The organism is Pseudoalteromonas sp. J2K-J979 (assembly GCF_058169715.2).
Window position 1 is genome coordinate 3,152,992 of record NZ_CM200281.1, and the last position, 22,275, is coordinate 3,175,266.

The window sequence follows — 22,275 nt, forward strand, 5'->3', positions numbered from 1 at the left end:
TTTAATCAGGATATACTACCAGTGTTAAAACCTAAATGGGAGTCTGTTGAAGGATATTTAAGTGACTTTATTTAAAAACATTTTACGTTTTCTTATCATTTGTACCGTTGTCGGTATTTTAGGGATCGTTTCACTTTACTATTACGTCAAATCTGACATTCCAAGTGTCCAGGTTTTAAAAGATGTACAGCTGCAATCTCCACTGTTAGTTTTCAGTAAAGATGGCAAGCTAATCAATCAATTCGGCGAGAAACGCCGTATCCCATTAACGCGCGAACAAATCCCGCAAGATCTCGTCAATGCACTCATCGCAACGGAAGATAGTCGCTTTTATGACCACCCAGGCATCGATCCGATTGGTATTTTACGCTCCGCTATCGTTGTTATTTCAACTGGAGAGAAAAAACAAGGCGCAAGTACTTTAACAATGCAGGTCGCGCGTGGCTTCTTCTTAACTCGAGAAAAAGCCTATATACGCAAAATAAAAGAAATTTTTATCGCGCTTCATATAGAACAACTTTTGACAAAAGATGAAATTCTGACTCTGTATTTAAATAAAATGGAGTTTGGCAACCGTGCTTTTGGTGCCGGTGCTGCTGCACAAGTTTATTATGGTAAAGACATTAGTGAATTAACACTTGCGCAACACGCAATGATCGCAGGTCTTTTGCAAGCACCTTCAGCTTTAAATCCTATTCGTCATCCGCAAAGAGCTAAAAAACGTCGCAATATCGTTCTGGCGCGAATGTTAGACGAAAAATACATTACTGAAGATCTTTTCAAAAAAACCATCCAAGAGCCAATTACAGCCAAGTTTCATGGTGCTGAAATTGAAGTATCCGCTCCTTATATATCAGAAATGGTTCGAGCTGAAATGGTTCGCTTATACGGTATTGAAGACGCTTATAATAAAGGATTCCGCGTTTATACTACAGTTCATTCGACCACCCAAATGGCAGCCGAAAAAGCGGTCATTGAAAACTTAGAGCGTTATGATGTACGCCATGGTTACCGCGGCCCAGAACAATACTTATGGAATTCAGAAACTGACAATAGCTGGCTGCCAAGCGATATTTTAGACTTCCTTTCCGAGAAGCAAGAAATTAATGATCTAAAAGCGGCGGTAGTTACCGAAACATTTGAACAAAGCATGACCGCTTTGCTCAAAGACGGTCAATTTGTCACTATCGATTGGGATGGCTTAAAGTGGGCTCGTCCTTATTTACGTAATAAAAAGCAAGGTTCAGCTCCTTCTACAACTTCGGATATTTTACACCCAGGTGCATTTGTTTGGCTAAAACCACTTCAAACCGGTCAATATCAATTGTCGCAAATTCCGCAAGTATCCGGTGCGCTTGTTTCATTAAACCCGCAAGATGGTGCCATTGAGGCCATTGTTGGCGGCTACAGTTTCGAGCAAAGCCAATACAATCGTGCCACACAAGCTAAACGCCAAGTGGGCTCAAATATAAAACCTTTTGTCTATTCAGCTGCGCTAGATAATGGCTATACCTTAGCTAGCATTGTCAATGATGCCCCAATCAATAAATGGGACAAAAGTAACGGTACGGCATGGCGGCCAAAAAATAATCCTGAAATCTATATCGGGCCAATTTTAGTTAGGCGCGCACTTGCCGAATCAAAAAACGTCATTTCTGTACGATTGTTAAGGGGCGTGGGTCTTCACCAGACTGCAGATTACCTGCTTAATTTTGGCATTAAACCGCAAGATATTCAGCGCAATGAATCTTTGGCACTTGGTAGCATGGCGCTCACACCACTTGAGCTTGCAACAGGTATTGCGACCTTTGCAAATGGTGGGCACCTTATCAATCCATATTTCATAGAAAAAATACATGATGCGAATGATGAAACACTGGTCGTTGCACAACCGGCCATTGCATGCGCACAGTGTAGCGATGAAGAGATCAATGAAAACGCCAACTTTAGATATGCACCACGCGTTATCTCATCACAAAATGCATTTTTAATTGCCGATGCAATGAAAAGTGCTATTTGGGGAGGTGGTAGCTGGAAACATAAAACATCATGGCGCGGCACTGGTTGGCGAATTCAAAAGCTCAAACGCCATGATTTATCAGGTAAAACAGGTACAACCAATGATGCGGTTGATACTTGGTTTACCGGGTTTAATCGCAACCTTTTAACCACTACTTGGGTTGGTTTTGATAGCCCAGGCATCCCTCTTGGCCGAACTAGCTACAATAGCAATCTCGGAAAAGATCAAACCTTTGGTGGAGAATCAGGCGCAAAAACAGCTCTACCAGCTTGGTTAGCGTTCATGGAAGTTGCACTGCAAGGCATGCCTAGCGCCCCCGTTTATCAGCCTGATGGGCTTGTATCAGTAAGAATCGACTATGCAACGGGTCTATTAAGTGAAAAAACAGATCACACTAGCGGTTTTGAATATTTCACTAAATCAACCGTACCAACGCAATACGCTCAACCTAATAATGACGCTATCTTTGAAGTAAGTGAGCCTGAACAAACTAACGAAACTGAAGAAGAGCTGTTTTGATGAGCACCTGTCAAACATACAATCGCTCTATCACTGACCTCGACACGCTGAGGTTGATTTATAAAAAATGATTAATGTTAAAACCTGCACTTTATTTACGTCATAAAAACCCGCTAAACCGGGTTTTTATGCTCTTCTACATTTTTGCATTAAATCTCCATTAATATGCTTTTCATAAACTTATGCATACTGAGGATTTCATACTTTAAAAAACCTCTCTAGGCTGTGCATTACGCAGGTTAATTAACTTATTCACTAACTGTACAGGAATAGTCTTGTCGTAATTAATCACTAAATCAGGCTCTACAGGATTATGATTGTCTCCACCTTTTGGCCGTTCTAAATAGAAAAATGGGCTGACTACTTTTAGTTGAGAGTGAGTTAAGGTCATCGCTTTTGTTCCGCCAGTTTGACCACTTTTCCCACCCGTTTTCTCACCAACTAGCACGCCAAACTGATGATCTTGAATGACATTCGCGAATAATATTGATGATGAATACGTAAAAGCGCCAATTAAAACAGACACATCGCCTGTAAACTTTTTAACGTGAGCATTCACTTGTCTAAAGCTATTTTCGCTTTCAACAACATCCCCAACTTGACGCTTTTCAGTCGCCCGACCTGTTAAAACTTTAAATTTATTATGACTGCCAGTTCTCCAAGTTTTATCAGCAATAAAAGGTAGAATACCATCAATCCAAATCGCGTCGTCACCACCACCATTTTCACGTACATCGATGATGAGATGCGTAATGTGACTGCGCTGAATTTGCTCAAATGCATGGTGTAAAAATTCAATCACATCTTTATAGTCTGCACCCCAGCTAAAGGTATTGAGCGTAATGATCGCATTATTTTTATCTAAAATCTCAAATTTGAACTCTTCAGAAAAAGTCTTCTTTAATTTAAATTTCACCCGACTTGAAGTGAAAGCTTTACTTTGCTGCTGACCATACTTACTGAGCGTTAAGTCAAATGACTCAATGTCACCATAATATAACCAAATGTATTCAGCTAAATGCCTTTGCAATAACGCTCTTCTAAAGCGAACACTATCCCCATTCGTTCTTTCTAAAAGCGGTTGAAGGAAATCTTTGGTTTTTTGACCATTAATAGAGGTAATTTCATTTCCTCTATATTCGGTCTCTTCACCATCTGGTTTTGACTTGATTAGCAATCTTTCTTGATCAAACATGACTTGAAACGGAAATAGCCCACCGCCACTTTCGATGTGTTGATTAGCGAATACTTTCAGGTTAGGTAATTTAATCACCGTGTGGCCATCATTTAATACTGAATTAAAAACGGTGACCTTTTTCCAGAAATCACGTACAGAAATCGGTTTAGAAATGCTTTTTTTTAGCTGTTCAACCTCAGTATAAAAAGCATCAACATTGTTAACAGTGTAAGAAAGTTGCGGATGTGTACTGTCAAGAAATAACAGCCATTGCTCTAAATCTTCACTCACTTGATGCGGTTGTAACATCATAGATAAGCGATCTTTTGCCTGCGAGCTTGTACTAAAAAAGCATAGTAAAACGATTAATGCCCACACAGTGTATCTGTTCATAAATGTCCTTTATCAGTAATTTTTTGTCTGCCAAAAATCATACTTAAAAAGAACAAAAAACAATTCAGGAAAACCTTTGGAAATTCCTTGGAAAAACAAAGTTTAAATATACCCAACAAATTCAGAAGGTTAAATTATGGAATAAATCTAACTATTTCTGATTCGTCTCTTTCACGAAACGAAAATGTGCACATTGAACGCGCTGAGCTACATTTAAGAAATCCAACATGGCCATCGAAAGCTAAGTTATTATCAAGCTGCTTAGCCGCATTCAAATCAAATATTTTAAATTGATTATCAGTTGCCCAAATAAGGGTGCTATCGTCCCAAATATCCCAAAAGGTATTAAACTTTATATTAATTTCATCAAAAATTTTAACTACAGTCCCTGTTTTTAGATCTTTTTTCCAGAGCCCTTTTTCATGAAACTTACTAAAAAATAGAGCCCCATTAAATTGCCGTGCAGAAAATGCGTTTATATTTAAATTGATGATTTTAAGCGTAAACAAATCTAGTGATTTCAAGCTCCAGTACTCGTTATTACCCTCAGAAAAAAGCAACGTTCCAGCGTCAGAAATACTAAAATTAAAAACTTCATGCTGCTCTTTCGAGAGCCACTCTAATTCATTCAAGCTGAGATCATATCGAAACAAACGCTTCTCAGATAATCCATACACAGTATTTGTTTCTATTGAAAATTCGAGTTCTCTGGCATGTTCGGGCAAATTCACCTGTTTATGCTGTTGAAAACCTTGCTCTGTTTGTTGCCAAAGCTGCTTTGAACCAGAGCGCTCTGAAAGAAAATACACACTATTTTCAGGGCCGAACATCGCATTAAAATCGTAATATGGACTGTCTATTAGTGGTTGAATGGTAAATTCATCGAACTCATTTTTGGATAAAGACCAAATAGCATTTTTGATGCTAACTTTTTTAATCGCATAGAGCTGCTCTACAGCTACAACAGGATAATTACAGGAGAAATCTATTTGAGCCAACTTTGTGGTGTGTTTAAGGGCCACATTGTAAGACCATACTCCCTCGTTTTTATCACAATACACAAAGTGCTTGTTGTCCCACCAGCCCACCTTAGCAATCAAGTAAGGCAGCTCAAGAACCACTTGAGTTTGGCTATCTTGCGTATTCGTTAATAAAATATGGCTTTCTTGCCAAAGTACATTTCTAACAACAGCTAAATACTTTCCATCAGGCGATACTGAAAAACCATAATCCCCCCGCCCTGAAGTTGTTGGCGAGGTAATACTACGCTCAAATCCAGTTCTCAGATCAAGTTGGTAAACTTTAAAAGGATCGGTTAATTCATTAGCCCGCGAGAAATAAACCTGATTCCCATCGTTGGAAAATGCGGTTGTTGACCAAAAGCCTCCTTTGCCGCAATTCGTTAGCTTACGGGTTTTTCTCGATTCAAGTTTAAAGTCCCCAAAATCAGCGAGCCAAACCTCACATCGCTGTTTTGTTTGTTTATGAAATACAATTTGTTTCCCATTATTAGAAAAAACCGGAGAACCAAAGTAATAATCACCACTCGCGGTCAATATCTGCTTTTGACCTGAGTTTAACTCTTGAATAATTAAGGAAGGTTGAACATTTTTACCTTTATTTACATAAGTTAACCAACGCCCATCTCGACTCACATCAAATTCATTTTCTCTGCCACCTTCATGAGAAAGCACTTCATAATTACTGAGTAAGTAAGCACCATCCACCTTTGGAGAGCTTTTATTTAAAGAATTACCAATGAGATAAAACATAATAATCAGAGCTAAAAAAGTTACACACGCAATTAACCCTAACGTTTTTTTAAGCCTGAAGGTTTTACTATTCGCATCCACTTGAAGTGAAAGGTTTAAGGTATTAGGTTGTTGTAAAGCCTGACGAAACTCGAATGGGTTTTCATCTAATTTGTTTGTGTCGGGCTCTTTTTCGTCACTAATTATCAACAATTGTCCATCGTCAACAACACTTACAGGTTTAGAGTAACGATACCCCCGCTTAGGCACAGTCACGATGAGCTTATTTTGGGCTTTATCGCAGCCAATGATTTTTCTTAATTCAGATATAACCGATGAGATGGTACTTGCATCTTTATGAGTCGTTCCCCACACTTTTAGCAACAACTCATCATAACTAACTGTTTTTCCTGCAGAAGAGATTAACGTTAAGAGACATGCGCTTAATCGAGAAGGAAGCTGTAATATGCGTCCATCACTGTAGGTTAATTCTTGGCTATCTGAATTAAACGTCCAATTTTCGGACTTATAGATTGTCATTTAGGAAATGATATTTTTATAAATAATCAAAGTAGTACCTTATGAGAACATCCTATTTCAACGGTTTCAAGCACTATTATCTAGCATCATTACCACGATAAAGGCTCAATCGCCACTTTTGAGGTTGTATTATTTGACTCAAGAAAAAACCCGAGCATTACTGCTCGGGTTTTAAACGTCAATGAAACTGAATGCGTTTCTATAAACGAGAAATGATTTTACATCATGCCGCCCATTCCACCCATACCACCCATGCCGCCCATATCTGGAGCTGAAGAAGCATCTTGTGGAATTTCAGCAATCATCGCTTCAGTGGTAATCATCAGACCCGCAATTGATGCTGCAAATTGTAATGCTGAACGCGTCACTTTTGTTGGATCTAAGATCCCCATTTCGATCATATCGTTGTATTCACCGCTTGCAGCGTTATAACCATAGTTACCTTCGCCACCTTTAACGTTGTTTACAACAACAGATGCTTCGTCACCTGCGTTCGTCACGATTTGACGAAGTGGTGCTTCCATTGCACGAAGCGCAACTTTGATACCGTGGTTTTGATCTTCATTGTCACCACGAAGCTCTGCTAGCTTGCTAGCAGCGCGAACAAGTGCAACACCACCACCAGGGACAACACCTTCTTCAACCGCTGCACGAGTTGCATGAAGTGCATCTTCTACGCGATCTTTCTTTTCTTTCATTTCAATTTCAGTCGCAGCACCAACTTTAATTACTGCAACGCCACCAGAAAGCTTAGCCATACGCTCTTGTAACTTTTCTTTGTCGTAATCTGATGTTGCTTCTTCGATTTGCGCTTTGATTTGAGCAACACGGCCTGTGATGCCTTCTTCTTCACCTGCACCATCGATAATAGTTGTATCATCTTTAGTGATCACAACACGCTTTGCAGTACCTAAGTCTTCTAATGTCGCTTTTTCAAGTTCTAGCCCGATTTCTTCAGAAATGACTGTGCCGCCTGTTAATACTGCAATATCTTGCAGCATCGCTTTACGACGATCACCAAAACCAGGTGCTTTAACTGCTGAAACTTTTACGATACCGCGCATGTTATTCACTACGAGTGTTGCAAGCGCTTCACCTTCAAGGTCTTCAGCAATAATTAATAACGGCTTACCCGCTTTTGCTACGCCTTCAAGTGTTGGTAAGAGTTCACGGATATTTGATACTTTTTTATCCACTAAAAGAATAAATGGGTTATCTAGCTCAACCACACCTTTTTCTGCATTGTTGATGAAGTACGGAGATAAATATCCACGGTCAAACTGCATGCCCTCTACAACATCTAATTCAGTTTCTAATGCTTGACCATCTTCAACCGTGATAACGCCTGATTCACGGCCTACTTTTTCCATTGCAGTTGCAATGATTTCACCAATTTCAGTATCAGAGTTTGCAGAAATAGTACCCACTTGTGCAATCGCTTTTGCATCAGCACACGGTACAGAAAGAGCTTTTAATTCCGCAACCGCTGCAATCACGGCTTTGTCGATGCCGCGCTTCAAATCCATTGGATTCATGCCTGCAGCAACAGCTTTTAAACCTTCATTAACGATTGATTGAGCAAGAACCGTTGCTGTCGTCGTACCATCACCCGCAGCATCATTGGCTTTAGAAGCAACTTCTTTCACCATTTGGGCGCCCATATTTTCAAACTTATCTGCAAGTTCGATTTCTTTAGCAACTGATACACCATCTTTTGTGATGATTGGTGAGCCAAATGACTTATCGATTACGACGTTACGACCTTTTGGACCCAGTGTTACTTTAACTGCATCTGCTAATACGTTAACACCCGCTAGCATCTTGCTACGTGCATCACCTGCAAATAAAACTTCTTTTGCTGCCATCTTTTAATTCCTCTAAATTCTTTATTTTCGTAAAAACATTAAAATATGCTGATAGGCTTGGATTAAATTAACCCACAATACCTAAGATGTTGTCTTCACGCATGATCAAGTACTCTTGACCTTCAATTTTTTCATTCTTTTCGATATAAGAACCAAATAAAACGGTGTCGCCAGCTTTTACTTCTAACGCACGGACTTCGCCGTTTTCTAACACGCGACCATTACCGACAGCAACCACTTCACCGCGGGTTGATTTTTCAGCCGCAGAACCTGTAAGTACGATACCGCCTGCAGAACGAGTTTCTTCTTCTAAGCGCTTAACAATTACACGGTCGTGCAAAGGACGAATATTCATTGGATTGTTCTCCTAACTATCTCTGTTGTTTCAGAAAAAATTAACTAAGGTTTAATATGACTTCATAAATGGGGATTGACTAAACAAATCCCAAGTAAAAAATTAAAAATTATTCTTTACGCTGATACTCACCCTCTAACGCATCGTTTGATTCAAGCCGTTGTTCAGGTACTTCTCTAAAATCTTCAGCCTCGTAGGTATTTGGCTGAGACGTATTTTGGTAATAAAAACTTTGCGACTGGCCTGACATTTTAACCTGCGCATTTTTAGCAAGCTGTGCAGCTAACTTATTTCTCACCGCAGGTGTAAGCAATAATAAACCGAGCACGTCGGTCATAATACCTGGAGTTAATAGCATGACACCTGCAATAACAATACACACACCGGCCAACAATTCGTTCGCAGGCATTTGTCCCTGAGCCATCTGTAACTGCGCATTTTGCAATGCGCTGACGCCTTGCTGCTTGACTAATTTAGCGCCGATAAATGCGGTCGCAATCACCAATGCTAATGTGCTCCAGCCCCCAATAACCTCACTGACTTGAAGTAATAATGCAATTTCAATAATTGGGATAATAATAAATAATATAAAAAGGGCTTTAAACATAACGATTCTCTTTTCTAAATATGAAAGTTAAATGGGGATCGTCGGGTCTTATTTCAAGTGAACACGTTGCGATGTAACCCCATCACGACATATGTTATTCGCTGAACATCCTCTTTTACTGATTTATAAGTAAAAGTACGTTATAAAAGAGCAATCTAGTTCAGTTATTTTTACGTATTACCGAGGTGTTTGAGTGTCACAATATTGTTTAATTTTCTGTACCTGTACAAACAAAGCTGAAGCACGCAACATTGCAACGCATTTATTGCAAAGCAAACTTGTCGCCTGCGTTAACATTTTGCCTGAGGTCGAATCACTTTACATTTGGCAAGACATGTTAGAAACCAGTACTGAAAGTAAAATGATCATAAAAACACAACAAACTAAAGTGAATGATGTGATTGCTTTAATAAAACAACATCATAGCTACGACGTACCAGAGATTCAGGCGATTCCTGTTATTGCTGGTAACCCCGACTATTTTAACTGGATTGATAAGGTAATCAGTTAATGCGAATTATTGTACTTATTTTGAGCCTCTTTTGGCTTTCTGCTGTTCAGGCCAATAATATTTTGGACGATCTCATAAATAAAGATCAGCCGGTTTTTCTTAAAGTTGATCAAGCTTTCAAGCTGGACTTCGATCAACAAGGCAATCAATTATTTATTGCTTTCGATATTGCCGACGGCTATTACCTCTACAAGAAAAAACTACAACTTGCAGGTAAAGAGGCCACTTTTACTCAGCCCCAATTGCCCGACGGCAAAATGATAGAAGATGAGTATTTCGGTAAAACTGAAGTGTATTTTGATGAGTTTGTGACCGTAGTTAAGTTTGACGAAATTAACGAAGGGGCCGAGCTAAAAATCCGCTATCAAGGATGCGCTGAGGCAGGCCTTTGTTACCCACTCGAAACTATCAGCATTCCGCTAGTTAGTTATCACACTAGCACTCCTTTAAATACAAACACTGTTAATGCATCAACTCCAAAAAATACTGACACAGGCACAGCCCCCTCGTTGACTGAACGCTTGGCCGAGCAAAGCTTGTTGACTAATTTAGCTGTGTTCTTTTTTCTTGGATTAGGATTAGCACTCACTCCGTGCGTTTTTCCGATGTTCCCGATCCTATCCAGCTTAATCGCAGGGCAATCAGGCACGCTATCAACTAAAAAAGCGTTTATGTTATCGTTTGTTTATGTACAAGGTATGGCCATTACTTACGCAGCACTCGGGCTCGTTGTCGCAAAACTGGGTGGCCATATCACCGCTTATTTACAGCACCCTATTTTATTAATTAGTTTTAGCATCTTGTTTGTAGTGCTAGCCTTTTCGATGTTTGGTTTCTTCGACATCAAATTACCCGACTCATGGATGACAAAACTAACCCAGCTGAGTAACAAGCAAAAAAATGGCCAATATGTTGGGGTCTTTTTAATGGGGATACTCTCTGGATTAATCGCCTCACCTTGCACCACCGCTCCTCTTTCTGCGGCTTTATTATATGTAGCACAAAGTGGCGATTACGTTTTTGGGGCCGTAACATTATATGTATTGAGTTTAGGTATGGGTGTCCCGCTCCTACTTATGGGTACATCTGGCGGCAAGTTACTCCCTAAAGCCGGAGCTTGGATGAACCAAGTCAAAACTTTGTTCGGCTTTATTATGTTATTAGTGCCGCTTATTCTACTCGAGCGTATTGTCGACTTTAAGATTATTCTCACCTTAGGCGCGCTGCTCTTTATGGCGACTGCTATTTATCTTTATTACTGGCAAATACAAACGCAATCAGCCAAAGCTAAAACGATCTTATGCACTAGCGCATTTGTGCTTGCGTTTACTGGCTTGAGTGTTTTGAAAAACCAACTTTTTCCAACGGATATTCCTAATCAAGCTACGGAACAACTACAAATAAATAACCAACCGGGTACATTTACTACGATTAAAGATCTTGCTGAACTTGATGAAATGTTAGTTCGAGCAAGGCAGGAAAACAAAATTGTGATGCTCGACCTTTATGCTGAGTGGTGTGTCGCCTGTAAAGAGTTCGAACATAAGACTTTCCCAGACGAGCGTGTTCAAACTGAGTTTAAGCATTACATGTTACTTAAAGCTGATCTTACTGAGTCTGACGAGGTTACAATGCAGTTTATGGAACGCTTTACAGTCTTTGGCTTACCGAGCATTTTATTCTTTGACCTACAAGGTAATGAAATAACCGAACAAAGAGTAACTGGCTTTCTAAATGCGGCCGAGTTTAGTCAACATCTCAAACAATTACGGCATTTGCAAAACCTATAAACAAAAAAGCGACTCAATGAGTCGCTTTTTTGTTACAAACGCCTACTGGCTGATTAGACCAGTATTTTGCTGCTATTTTCTTCGAACGCTCTATAATAGTGCGCTAAAGTGAAAAAAAGTTGCTATTTACTGCTTTAAAACATAATTTAAAGCACAGAAAAGAGAAAACAGTTTATTTGGCTTACTTTAAAGGATGTTCACGCATAATGACTGCAAAATCTAAGATTTTAGTCCTCAACGGGCCAAACTTAAACATGTTAGGTAAACGAGAGCCACAAACGTATGGCTCTCAAAGCTTAGCAGATATTGTGGCATTGTTAACTCAGCAAGCGGAGTCACTCAATGTTGAGTTAGAGCATCTACAAAGTAATGCCGAACATGAGTTGATCGATAAAATTCATTCAGCCTGGCGTCAGATCGATTTTATCATTATCAATCCAGCAGCTTTCACCCACACCAGTGTCGCCCTTCGGGATGCATTATTAAGTGTGGAAATACCATTTATTGAAGTGCACTTATCTAATGTGCACAAACGTGAGGCCTTTAGGCACCATTCGTACTTTTCGGATATTGCTTCAGGCGTCATTGTTGGATTCGGAGTAATGGGTTACCAAATGGCATTAACTGCTGCCGTTAACCAATTACAAAACTAATATTATTAATTGCTAACCCAAAGGCGGGGTATTCGATGGATATTCGCAAAATAAAAAAATTAATCGAACTTGTTGAAGAATCAGGTATTGCTGAGCTTGAAATCACTGAAGGTGAAGAGTCAGTACGCATTAATCGTAGTAACTTCAGTAACGCTCAAGTATTTGCTGCACCACAGCAACAATACGCTGCACCAGCACCTGTTGCCGCTCCAGCCGCGGCTGCAGTAGTTGAAGCGTCTCCTGTTGAAACAGGTCACACAGTGAAATCACCAATGGTGGGTACATTCTATCGTTCACCTTCTCCTGAATCTGCATCGTATGTAGAAGTTGGCTCTTCAGTCAATGTTGGTGACACTATGTGCATTATCGAAGCAATGAAAATGATGAACCAAATCGTTGCTGATAAATCGGGTGTTGTTAAAGCTATTTTGGTTGAAAACGAAGATCCAATTGAATTTGATCAACCGCTATTCATCATTGAATAATCGAGCAAGTTTAGAAGGCCAACTCTATGTTAGATAAAGTAGTTATCGCAAATCGAGGTGAAATAGCACTTCGTATATTGCGCGCCTGTAAAGAGCTCGGTATTAAAACCGTAGCGGTTCACTCTACAGCTGATAGAGATTTAAAACACGTACTTTTAGCTGATGAAACCATTTGTATTGGTAAACCAGCTGCTTCTGAAAGTTATTTAGATATTCCGCGCATTATTGCTGCGGCTGAAGTAACCGATGCAGTCGCAATTCACCCTGGTTATGGTTTTTTATCTGAAAATGCGGACTTTGCAGATCAAGTCGAAAAAAGTGGTTTCATTTTTATCGGACCTCGTGGCGACACCATTCGTATCATGGGCGATAAAGTCGCGGCAATCGAAGCAATGCGCAAAGCTGGTGTGCCGTGTGTACCTGGCTCTGACGGCCCACTAACCGCTGATAAAGATCGTAACATTCAGATTGCTAAACGCATCGGTTACCCAGTGATCATCAAAGCTGCCGGTGGTGGTGGTGGTCGTGGTATGCGTGTTGTTCGTAGCGAAGCTGAACTAATTGATTCAATTGCGTTAACACAACAAGAAGCGAAGCAATTCTTTGGCAATGGCATGGTTTACATGGAAAAATTCCTAGAAAACCCACGTCATATCGAAGTGCAAGTGTTGGCTGATGGTCAAGGTAATGCCGTTCATTTAGGTGAACGTGATTGCTCCATGCAACGCCGTCATCAAAAAGTTGTCGAGGAAGCACCTGCACCAGGCATTACAGCTGAAATGCGTAAGTTTATCGGCGAGCGTTGTACTCGTGCATGTATCGAAATTGGTTACCGTGGCGCTGGTACATTTGAGTTCTTATACGAAAATGGTGAGTTTTATTTCATTGAAATGAACACCCGTATTCAGGTTGAGCACCCAGTAACCGAAATGGTCACAGGCGTCGATTTAATCAAAGAACAGCTGAAAATTGCGGCTGGCCAACCATTATCGTTTACTCAAGACGATGTTGTGATCCGTGGTCATGCAATTGAATGCCGAATTAATGCCGAAGACCCTGAAACATTTATTCCTTCTCCGGGTAAAATTACTCGCTTCCACCCAGCCGGTGGTTTAGGTATTCGTTGGGATTCACATATTTACGCTGATTACACTGTGCCCCCTCATTATGATTCAATGATTGGTAAGTTAATCACCTATGGTGAAAATCGTGATGTTGCCATTGCACGTGCGAAAAATGCACTTAATGAACTTGTTATTGATGGTATTAAAACCAATACCGCTCTTCACAAGCTCATTATGGCGGATGAAAACTTCCAAAACGGCGGCACTAATATCCATTATTTAGAGAAAAAATTAGGCCTTTAATTTTATTTTCTAAGTTTCATGTAAAAACCAGTACCAGTGTGTACTGGTTTTTTTATAGCTCATGGTTTCAACCCTAAGCCTTATCGTTTCACCAAATTTCCATAGCTTATGTAAGATCGCAACCCATAACAACTATCATTTATCAGCCAGGTATGGGCTTAATTTTATATCAAGAGTCAGAAAACACCCAACACTGCACACTATATAAGCAGTTGTACTGCTTATTCATAGATTTACGCTTTTTGATAGTGACAAGCGAAGTAAAAATTTTTATACTGCTCCCCGCTTAGTCAGTTTATGATTAACGCATCTAAATGGCCCCTTAGCTCAGTTGGTTAGAGCACACGACTCATAATCGTTAGGTCCCCAGTTCGAGTCTGGGAGGGGCCACCACTATAAAAGACTTTCGTTGTAATTAACCACTAACTAAAATCATTTAGTTAGCTTACGTGATATCCACTCATAAATAACAAGGCTCTGAGTACGATACAACAATCGTTTGTGCTATCGAAAACAGCAAAGTGTTAGACAGTAGCATGTTTTACACTGCTATTACCCGCTATAGAAAGCTAACATTAATTGCAGGTGAATATAAAGTAGCCTTAGACGCAGTCAAATTTGAGCTGTTAGAATCCCATTTAAGTGTTTGAGCCAAACAGCTAGATAAATTGGTATACGCGGCCAGTAGATACAAGATACATGCTTGCTCGAATCAGATATTGGGTCGAACATTAGTGTTTATATTATGATTTGGATTTCTGCTTTTAGATAAGCGATATTACCGTACATCGAGATTTTCCCCAAAACCGTCAAGTTGTATGCCATGATTGACGAAAGTATTATTTTAAGGAAGATGAAATTGAAGTATATAAAACAAATATGGATCTTATTTACATTTTTACTCAGTACAGCAACCATAGCTCAGGGCACACAAGAGAAGGTTACTCTATCTCACCCTAATTTTGAAGAACACCTCTCATTTGATATAAACCTTCCGGCTGGTTATAAAAACGATATTGGCAAGTCCTACATTGTATTATTTGACTTTCATCATTATGCACATACCTATCTAAGTGGTATGCATGATTGGATGAGTCACAATGGCGAGTGGCCTTGGCTCCGAACCATAATAGTTACACCTAGCATCGGAAATCCAGTAGGCAAATTGTTTGATGTAACTGGAAAAAGTACCCCTATGTTGGATTTTTTCGAATCCAAACTTTTCCCCGCCATAGATGCAAAATATAGAACTAAACCTTTCCGCATTATTAGTGGCTTTCGTCGCAACGGCAGTATTGCACTATCATCTCTTCTGAACAAACCTGACCTGTTTAATGCCTATTTTGTGATAAGTCCAGAACTTGAAAATAATTACGCAGGTATATTATCAAACGCAAAGGACAAATTAGCAAAACTAGATAGAAAGCCTCGCTTTTTGTTAATCACGACAGGTGAATCAGTCAAAGAAGACCATCAGATAGATTCTTATGAGCAGTTGTTACGTATGATCAACGAAAACACTCCAGCTTCATTAGATGTTCATAAGCGAAATTTAAAACAGCATTACCACATGTCAATGCCTCTAGTCGCAACAGTAATGGGGGTTGAGCTTTTATTTGATGATATCCACAATGGCTTAGATCCAGACTCAGAAATAGCCAAGAAAGGTCTAGAAGCAATCGTCAAACACTATGAGTGGTTGAGCAAAGAAAAGTATGGATTTGAGGTTTCACCTTTGCTCTCTCTCAGAAATCGAGGAAATCACTTATTAAATAGCGAACCACAACAGGCCATTAGTTTATTTGAAAAAATGAGGAAGTTATATCCAGATGATGCTTATGTCACCTATTACCTAGCAAATGCTTATGCCACAATCTATGACTTTGAAAAAGCGATTGCTTTGCAAAAACAAGCAGTTCAAATGTCAAAAAATATGCGTACATGGCATCAAAAACGTCACAAGGGATATTTACAATCTTTTGAAGAACAAGCTGCTCTTAGGTAAGAGCAGTTAGAATACTTCCAATATTAAAAAACAAAAATTACTGGGGTTGGCTCACTTACAAAGTTGATGGTGGCCTCTATAATTAACGGCTGCAATTACTTCTAATGAATTTAATCTGACAATTTGAGTTAAGGTTTTTTCGAATTATATTTACAAAGCATATCCAATACTTGCTCTTTAGTCACACTAGAGTCCGTTAATACCCTACTCAGCAGCACTTCAACATCTTTGTGCAAGACTAGCGACTCTAGCTTAATGTTTGCCAAAGCCTGTTTCAAGGTGTTTGGATTATTAAATTGAACAAGTATTCCCCTTTCTCCATTTCGGTCGATTCGTTAACATCATCAGGTATATCAAAATTTCCTGTGCGAATCTGACTATAAAACGGATGGTTATCAAGCGTATAAGACTTATCTTCGCAAGAAGACTCTGGCGAGAGTTCAAGTTCAGACTCAAAGTCGATATCAATATCTGATAGCGATGGATAGTTTGTGTCTAACTGTTTCATCAATAGCCTCCTCACCTAATAAATTATAGCAAAAGCCACATAAACAGAATAAGTGTTACCCACTAACTAATAAAAACTCAAATAGATAACCCAAAAATAGGAATCCTGCTGCTGTGAAACAGCTGGGGGAGTGGCTTAGCTCATGCTGAACACTTATGGAGATGAGCGATTTTGTCAATGATTGCTAAGCAACAGCAAAGTTGCTTGTCATTTACAAAAGTAAGCAAAGATCCATATAGTGGAATGCATAGATAAGACTCGCAATATTAAATACAACCTTGCGGTTGCATTTAATTACAAAGTAACACCAACTAATTTTTAAGGCCAAGATACCCATTTTACAATGGATTCAACGGAGCGGACGGACAGTCACCGAAATCAACTTGAAATATCTTAGCCCTATATAAGCGTTCGAGCCTGGGAGGGGATACCATTTTTATTCCTTAGTTTCACTTTTGCTCGATTTTCATTATTTGTCTCTGTTTCTACTTATGTTACTATCTTGCGAAAAATAACATAAGAATCATAGATATGGATATTTATATAGATAATTACTTATTAAACAGTGCTTATTTAGGTCTGTTTATCGCAGTGCTACTCGTTGCTAAGTGGGTTTACAATCTCACTACGCCATATGACACAGTTAAGCAACTTTCTGAACATCAGAATACCTCGTTGGCTATATCTATTTCTGGCTATTTATTTGCTGTCAGCATTATTTATTTTTGTGTATTAGCAGGGCCAAGCCAAGGTTTACTCAATGATTTAATCAACGTGAGTATTTACAGTGTATTAGGCATGGCTTTACTGGTTTTATCACGCTGGATTAATGATAAGTTTTTACTGCATGCCTTTTGCAACACTGAGCAATTAATCGATAAACAAAATTTAGCCACCGGCATTGCGCAAGCTGCGAGTTACTTAAGTAGTAGTTTACTGATTGGTGGCGCGTTAGCTGGAGAAGGAACGTGGCTCTCTGCCGCTATCTTTTATTTATTTGGGCAAGCCTTATTAATTGTCTTTGCAAGGCTATACGACCTCTTAACTCGTTTTGATTTGCAAGTACAACTTCAGCAACAAAATTTAGCAGCTGCGGTAAGTTTTTCTGCAACCTTAATCGCTGTGGGTATCATTTTATTTCACGCACTGAGCGGCCAATTTATCTCTTGGCAGCATAGTCTAACCCTCTTTGCGATTGATAGCGCAATTGCATTTATCGTGCTGCCATTTATGCGCTTACTGTTAGATAAAGTATTACTGCCTCATATTGTGCTTGATACCGCTATTGCAGAGCGCAATATCGCCGTTGCGGTCCTTGAAGGGTGCTTAGCAATTTGTATCGCTCTCGCCATTCTTGTTACTTTGTAGGTATCAAAATGACAACAGTAAAACTTTTTATCATCGCGATAGTGACTTTTATTTGTGCGTGGATCATTGATAATGATGTGGCCTCACCCGAGAATGCCAAGCCTTATGCAGATAGTGCCAGTTACAGTAATCTCGATACGCCCTACCCATTTGAGGTAAATCGCGATGGTCAAATGATGCGATTTGAAATAAAAGGCCATTTACCACTCAACTCTTGGAAAAGTATTGATATCGAGATATATGATAATGAAGGTAAGTATCTATTTGCCTACACTGATGAGCTATGGGCTGAAAGTGGTCGTGACTCAGATGGTTCTTGGACGGAATACCACACTCAAGTTCATTTAGATCAACGCTTTCCGAAGAAAGGGCTGTACCAAGCTTTTCTTACTGACAGCTCATCGAGTAAACAAGCCAGTCAAAACTCTTCCTTTCGCTTTCGAATTCTAGCAATCCGCGGCGATGCAGGTAAGATGAATATCATCCTCTGGCTCAGCGGCTTAGTGGTAGGCTTTTGTCTGCTGATTTTTATTCATCGTCATGAACAAGAAAAAGATACGTTAGAATATAAACCAATCAAGCGCCTTTCAGTTAAACAACTGGATGCAATGAAAACGGCCCCAATGAAAGTCTGGCCGGTTTTATTGCTCTTTTTAATCCCCACAATGCTCACCAGTGTATGGGCTTACAGTGACGATGATGATGAAATAAATTGGCTTAGTTATTCATATAGGCACAGCCATATTTATGTCGACAGAGAATTACGTGAACACAGTATCTCAAGTGCACAGTTTCGCACCGGTGGCGCTCGAGGCGGCAAGTAATGCTGCGTGAAAGCCATATCCTGCTATTTAGTATTTTTGTAGCCGGTTTATGTTCGATCATTTATGAGCTATTAATCGCAACAACTGGAGCTTATTTTCTTGGCGATAGCATTACGCAGTTTTCACTCACCATTGGTATTTATATGGCCTTTATGGGAGTCGGCTCATATTTATCGCGTTGGGTGCCTGACCGCTCTTTACTTAGCTTATTTATTGGATTTGAACTAGCTTTAGCCTTGCTGGGTGGCATGAGCGTGCCTATTTTGTATTTTTCCTATGCGTTCGGCTTGCCACTGCAAATGTGCTCAATCCTTCTCACTGCTGTAATTGGTATCCTTATTGGGTTAGAAATTCCATTACTAAGCCGCTTGATGGAGAAACATTATACACTCAAAGCAAACCTATCTAATGTGCTCTCCATTGACTATTTTGGCGCGTTATTAGCAACGTTGTTATTTCCGTTTTTGTTTTTACCTTGGTTGGGTGTATTTAAAACGTCGCTCGCTTTCGGTCTGATGAATCTATCAATCGCACTGGTACTGCTGTGGTACTTTATTGATCACTTTAACGTAACACGTAAAAAAGTGCTCAAATTGGCTTTAATCGTCGTGGCAACTATTTTACTGGCGACATTTATTGCCAGTCATCAGTTGAATAAACTATGGAATAGCCAAGTGTATGAAGATCATGTTGTTCACTCTGAGCAGACTCCCTACCAACAAATTGTGCTAACACGTAACAAAGACGATGTCCGTCTTTACCTCAATGGCGGCTTACAATTTTCATCAATTGATGAATACCGCTACCATGAATCGCTGGTGCATCCGGCGATGGCTAGGCTCGATAAGCCAAAAACCGTGTTAATTTTGGGAGGCGGGGATGGCTTAGCTGTGCGAGAACTACTTAAATACCCCTCTTTAGAAAACATTGTTTTAGTCGATTTAGATCCTGCTGTCGCGCAGCTCGCAAAAAACAACCACTATTTAACCCAATTAAACCAGGGCGCTCTAAGCAGCCCAAAAGTTGAAATATTGCATCTTGATGGGTATGTGTATACCGAGCAAACCGAGCGCTTATTTGATTTAATCATTATCGATTTACCCGATCCAAAAACAATCAGCTTAGCACGCTTGTATAGTCAACAGTTTTACTTGCAACTTAAAAAGCGCCTACCCGATCATGGGATTTTGGTCACTCAAGCTACGAGCCCATTTTTTGCTAAGCAGGCTTTTTGGTCAATTAATAATACTCTTATCGCTGCGCAATTTGCCCGTGTGGCGCCTTACCATGTCAATGTGCCCTCATTTGGTGAATGGGGATTTGTCATGGCCTGTAAGCAACGTTGTCTTCCGCCAAAAACTCGTGATTTAACAACGCGCTTTTATCAACCCAAAATAGAACCACAATTGTTTATTTTCCCTACGGATTTGCAATCCGGTCAAGAAGCAATCAGCACCCTTGATGAGCCTAACGTTTTATACTATTACCTCAAAGGGTGGCGATATTGGAATTAATCACGCAAAAAGTGGCTTTTAAGTAAAAATACAATTTATTCTTCTAAGTAATGTGACTTTCGATTGCATTAAAACGTTATCTGAAGTAATTATTTTCCCATATTTTTCGCAGCCCTATCATCTGCGTCTATATTCAAAGTATATTAATTTGGAGTGTAAGTTTTAATGTCTGCCATTTACCTTGCTGGGATTGCATTGTGTTCTGTATTAGCACAATGGCTTGCTTGGACTGTAAAAGTTCCTGCTATCCTCTTTCTACTTCTAACTGGCTTGCTCTTAGGGCCGGTGTTTTCAGTACTTGATCCTGATGCAATATTCGGGGATTTGCTCTTTCCCGTCATATCACTTTCTGTAGCGGTTATCTTATTTGAAGGATCCTTAACACTTCACTTCAAAGAACTCAAAGGGATCGGCAAGGTTGTGCGCAACTTATGCTCGATAGGCATGATAGCAACCGCAATTATTCTTGGCTTTGCCTGTTATTTACTACTCGAGCTTGATTGGCGAGTGGCCGCTGTTATTGGAGCGGTGTTGGTTGTGACAGGCCCCACGGTTACTGCACCTTTGCTTAACACGATGCGCCCGACTATTGAAGTCGATAGAATTTTACGATGGGAAGGCATCGTCATTGATCCTATTGGTGCCTTATTCGCGGTCTTAGTATTTGAAGCTGTCATGCTAGCAGGGCAAAGTGGTGTATTCAGTCATACGCTCGTGGCATTAATTAAAACCGTTGGTGTTGGCTTATCCATTGGTATTGCTGCAGGACTCATTACGACGAATCTCATTCGCCGAGAATGGCTACCTTATGAATTACATAAATTTGGTGTACTTGCTTTAGTCTTAGTCAGCTTTAGTGTGTCTAATGCGCTAAGCCATGAGTCTGGCCTTTTAGCTGTAACTGTATTTGGTATTTACTTAGCGAATCAAGACGATCTTGAACTGGACTCTATTTTAGAGTTTAAAGAAGATTTATCTCAAATCTTAATTTCAACGTTGTTTATTTTATTGGCAGCGCGTTTACAACTTGCAGACTTAATGCTGTTAGGCCCAAGTGTCGTTATCTTTTTATTAATCGTTCTTTTTGTTGCTCGACCAATATGTATCGCAGTTTCAACCTATAACTCAGATCTTCCTTGGCGTGCGCGTGCTATTTTAGCGTGGATCGCTCCTCGAGGAATAGTTGCTGCAGCCGTCGGCTCTGTTTTCGCACTAAGTATGGCAAAAGCGGGCATTGCTGATGCTCAAAAAATAGTCCCTATAATTTTTACCGTCATTATAGTGACTGTTGTTTTACAAAGCCTGACCGCTGTCCCGGTTGCTAAATTACTAAGAATGCGTCAACCCAAGCCATCTACTGTATTAATAATTGGTGCAAACCATTTAGCTCGTGCGATTGCAAAAGGCCTCCAAGATCAAAAGATTGATGTGTATCTTTCCGATCCTGCTTGGGAAAACTGTCGTATGGCAAGAATGGATGGACTATCTTGTTATTATGGTAATCCGCAATCAGAGCACGCTGAGCGCTACTTACCTATGTCGAATTTAAAAACGGTGTTGGGACTGTCACCAAATCGCCACCACAATGCACTGGGTGTTCAGTACTTTTCTCACATGCTCGATGAGAAAAATGTCTACTCGCTTAAATCTTCTGATGTACATGCAAAGGCAAATAAAGACAGCGCAACGTTCTTGTCGAGACAAATTTTGTTTGGCGATCAAGCTTCTTATGCTCGATTAAGTAGCATGATTGCGAAGGGCGGAAAAGTAAGTGCAACCAAAATTGCCGAAGCCTTTTCTTGGCATGACTATTTAGAAATCAACAAAGAAGCAGTCCCATTGTTTATCTTACGCATCGATAGTGAAGAAGATATTCAGTTAATTCCTTTTACACCTAATATGGAGCGCTCGCCTGAAACCGGCGATATGATTGTAGCAATGCAACCTGCGAAAATGTCAATTTTAAAGGAACCAGTCAGCCGAACGCCTGTTAGTTCAGAGTCATAATAAAAAGCCCGCTTTA

Annotated in this window: 17 protein-coding genes and 1 tRNA gene; 12 read left to right on the top strand and 6 right to left on the bottom strand. The window is 39.9% G+C overall.

Annotated features, from left to right (window positions below):
* Positions 1-61 precede the first annotated feature (61 nt).
* The gene (locus tag AC3KVK_RS14375; protein WP_490311778.1) at positions 62-2,539 is read left to right on the top strand and encodes a penicillin-binding protein 1A; all 2,478 of its coding nucleotides are present in this window, start codon (positions 62-64) and stop codon (positions 2,537-2,539) included.
* A gap of 205 nt (positions 2,540-2,744) precedes the next feature.
* On the opposite strand, the gene AC3KVK_RS14380 is transcribed toward AC3KVK_RS14375, so the two are convergent.
* The 5 genes from AC3KVK_RS14380 to AC3KVK_RS14400 all read right to left on the bottom strand — a co-directional run bounded on the left by AC3KVK_RS14380 (position 2,745) and on the right by AC3KVK_RS14400 (position 9,227).
* On the bottom strand, positions 2,745-4,109 hold the full coding sequence (locus AC3KVK_RS14380; protein ID WP_490311777.1) for a S41 family peptidase: 1,365 nt from the start codon (positions 4,107-4,109) through the stop codon (positions 2,745-2,747).
* A gap of 134 nt (positions 4,110-4,243) precedes the next feature.
* The gene (locus tag AC3KVK_RS14385; RefSeq protein ID WP_490311776.1) at positions 4,244-6,400 is read right to left on the bottom strand and encodes a winged helix-turn-helix domain-containing protein; all 2,157 of its coding nucleotides are present in this window, start codon (positions 6,398-6,400) and stop codon (positions 4,244-4,246) included.
* Between the two features lie 218 nt (positions 6,401-6,618).
* Positions 6,619-8,265 (bottom strand): chaperonin GroEL, encoded by a 1,647-nt coding sequence (gene groL, locus AC3KVK_RS14390; RefSeq protein ID WP_490311775.1) that lies wholly within the window; start codon positions 8,263-8,265, stop codon positions 6,619-6,621.
* Between the two features lie 67 nt (positions 8,266-8,332).
* A complete protein-coding gene (locus AC3KVK_RS14395; RefSeq protein ID WP_086744754.1) occupies positions 8,333-8,620 on the bottom strand; it encodes a co-chaperone GroES in 288 nt (95 codons plus the stop codon).
* A gap of 109 nt (positions 8,621-8,729) precedes the next feature.
* The gene (locus AC3KVK_RS14400; RefSeq protein WP_490311774.1) at positions 8,730-9,227 is read right to left on the bottom strand and encodes an FxsA family protein; all 498 of its coding nucleotides are present in this window, start codon (positions 9,225-9,227) and stop codon (positions 8,730-8,732) included.
* A gap of 193 nt (positions 9,228-9,420) precedes the next feature.
* Here AC3KVK_RS14400 and cutA point away from each other — a divergent pair, with 193 nt between their 5' ends.
* The 7 genes from cutA to AC3KVK_RS14435 all read left to right on the top strand — a co-directional run bounded on the left by cutA (position 9,421) and on the right by AC3KVK_RS14435 (position 16,038).
* Entirely contained in the window at positions 9,421-9,738 is a 318-nt protein-coding gene (cutA, locus tag AC3KVK_RS14405) for a divalent-cation tolerance protein CutA (RefSeq protein WP_490311773.1), read from the top strand.
* The gene (locus tag AC3KVK_RS14410) at positions 9,738-11,528 is read left to right on the top strand and encodes a protein-disulfide reductase DsbD (protein WP_490311772.1); all 1,791 of its coding nucleotides are present in this window, start codon (positions 9,738-9,740) and stop codon (positions 11,526-11,528) included. Before cutA ends, AC3KVK_RS14410 begins: the two co-directional genes overlap by 1 nt.
* Positions 11,529-11,734: 206 nt before the next feature.
* Positions 11,735-12,181: a type II 3-dehydroquinate dehydratase gene (gene aroQ, locus AC3KVK_RS14415; protein WP_490311771.1), complete on the top strand. Its 447-nt coding sequence runs from the start codon at positions 11,735-11,737 to the stop codon at positions 12,179-12,181.
* A 35-nt stretch (positions 12,182-12,216) separates the two neighbouring features.
* Complete coding sequence (gene accB, locus AC3KVK_RS14420) at positions 12,217-12,666, top strand: acetyl-CoA carboxylase biotin carboxyl carrier protein (RefSeq protein ID WP_490311770.1); 450 nt, start codon at positions 12,217-12,219, stop codon at positions 12,664-12,666.
* A gap of 26 nt (positions 12,667-12,692) precedes the next feature.
* Positions 12,693-14,033 (top strand): acetyl-CoA carboxylase biotin carboxylase subunit, encoded by a 1,341-nt coding sequence (gene accC, locus AC3KVK_RS14425; RefSeq protein ID WP_490311769.1) that lies wholly within the window; start codon positions 12,693-12,695, stop codon positions 14,031-14,033.
* 316 nt (positions 14,034-14,349) lie between these two features.
* Positions 14,350-14,426: transfer RNA gene (locus AC3KVK_RS14430), tRNA-Ile, on the top strand.
* A gap of 430 nt (positions 14,427-14,856) precedes the next feature.
* Positions 14,857-16,038: an alpha/beta hydrolase-fold protein gene (locus AC3KVK_RS14435; protein ID WP_490311768.1), complete on the top strand. Its 1,182-nt coding sequence runs from the start codon at positions 14,857-14,859 to the stop codon at positions 16,036-16,038.
* 274 nt (positions 16,039-16,312) lie between these two features.
* On the opposite strand, the gene AC3KVK_RS14440 is transcribed toward AC3KVK_RS14435, so the two are convergent.
* Positions 16,313-16,546: a hypothetical protein gene (locus AC3KVK_RS14440; protein ID WP_490311767.1), complete on the bottom strand. Its 234-nt coding sequence runs from the start codon at positions 16,544-16,546 to the stop codon at positions 16,313-16,315.
* Between the two features lie 531 nt (positions 16,547-17,077).
* Here AC3KVK_RS14440 and AC3KVK_RS14445 point away from each other — a divergent pair.
* The 4 genes from AC3KVK_RS14445 to AC3KVK_RS14460 all read left to right on the top strand — a co-directional run bounded on the left by AC3KVK_RS14445 (position 17,078) and on the right by AC3KVK_RS14460 (position 22,259).
* Positions 17,078-17,914 (top strand): DUF350 domain-containing protein, encoded by an 837-nt coding sequence (locus tag AC3KVK_RS14445; protein ID WP_490311766.1) that lies wholly within the window; start codon positions 17,078-17,080, stop codon positions 17,912-17,914.
* 8 nt (positions 17,915-17,922) lie between these two features.
* Positions 17,923-18,738 (top strand): hypothetical protein, encoded by an 816-nt coding sequence (locus tag AC3KVK_RS14450; RefSeq protein ID WP_490311765.1) that lies wholly within the window; start codon positions 17,923-17,925, stop codon positions 18,736-18,738.
* On the top strand, positions 18,738-20,252 hold the full coding sequence (locus AC3KVK_RS14455) for a polyamine aminopropyltransferase (RefSeq protein ID WP_490311764.1): 1,515 nt from the start codon (positions 18,738-18,740) through the stop codon (positions 20,250-20,252). Before AC3KVK_RS14450 ends, AC3KVK_RS14455 begins: the two co-directional genes overlap by 1 nt.
* A 165-nt stretch (positions 20,253-20,417) precedes the next feature.
* Complete coding sequence (locus tag AC3KVK_RS14460) at positions 20,418-22,259, top strand: cation:proton antiporter (RefSeq protein ID WP_490311763.1); 1,842 nt, start codon at positions 20,418-20,420, stop codon at positions 22,257-22,259.
* Positions 22,260-22,275: the final 16 nt, after the last annotated feature.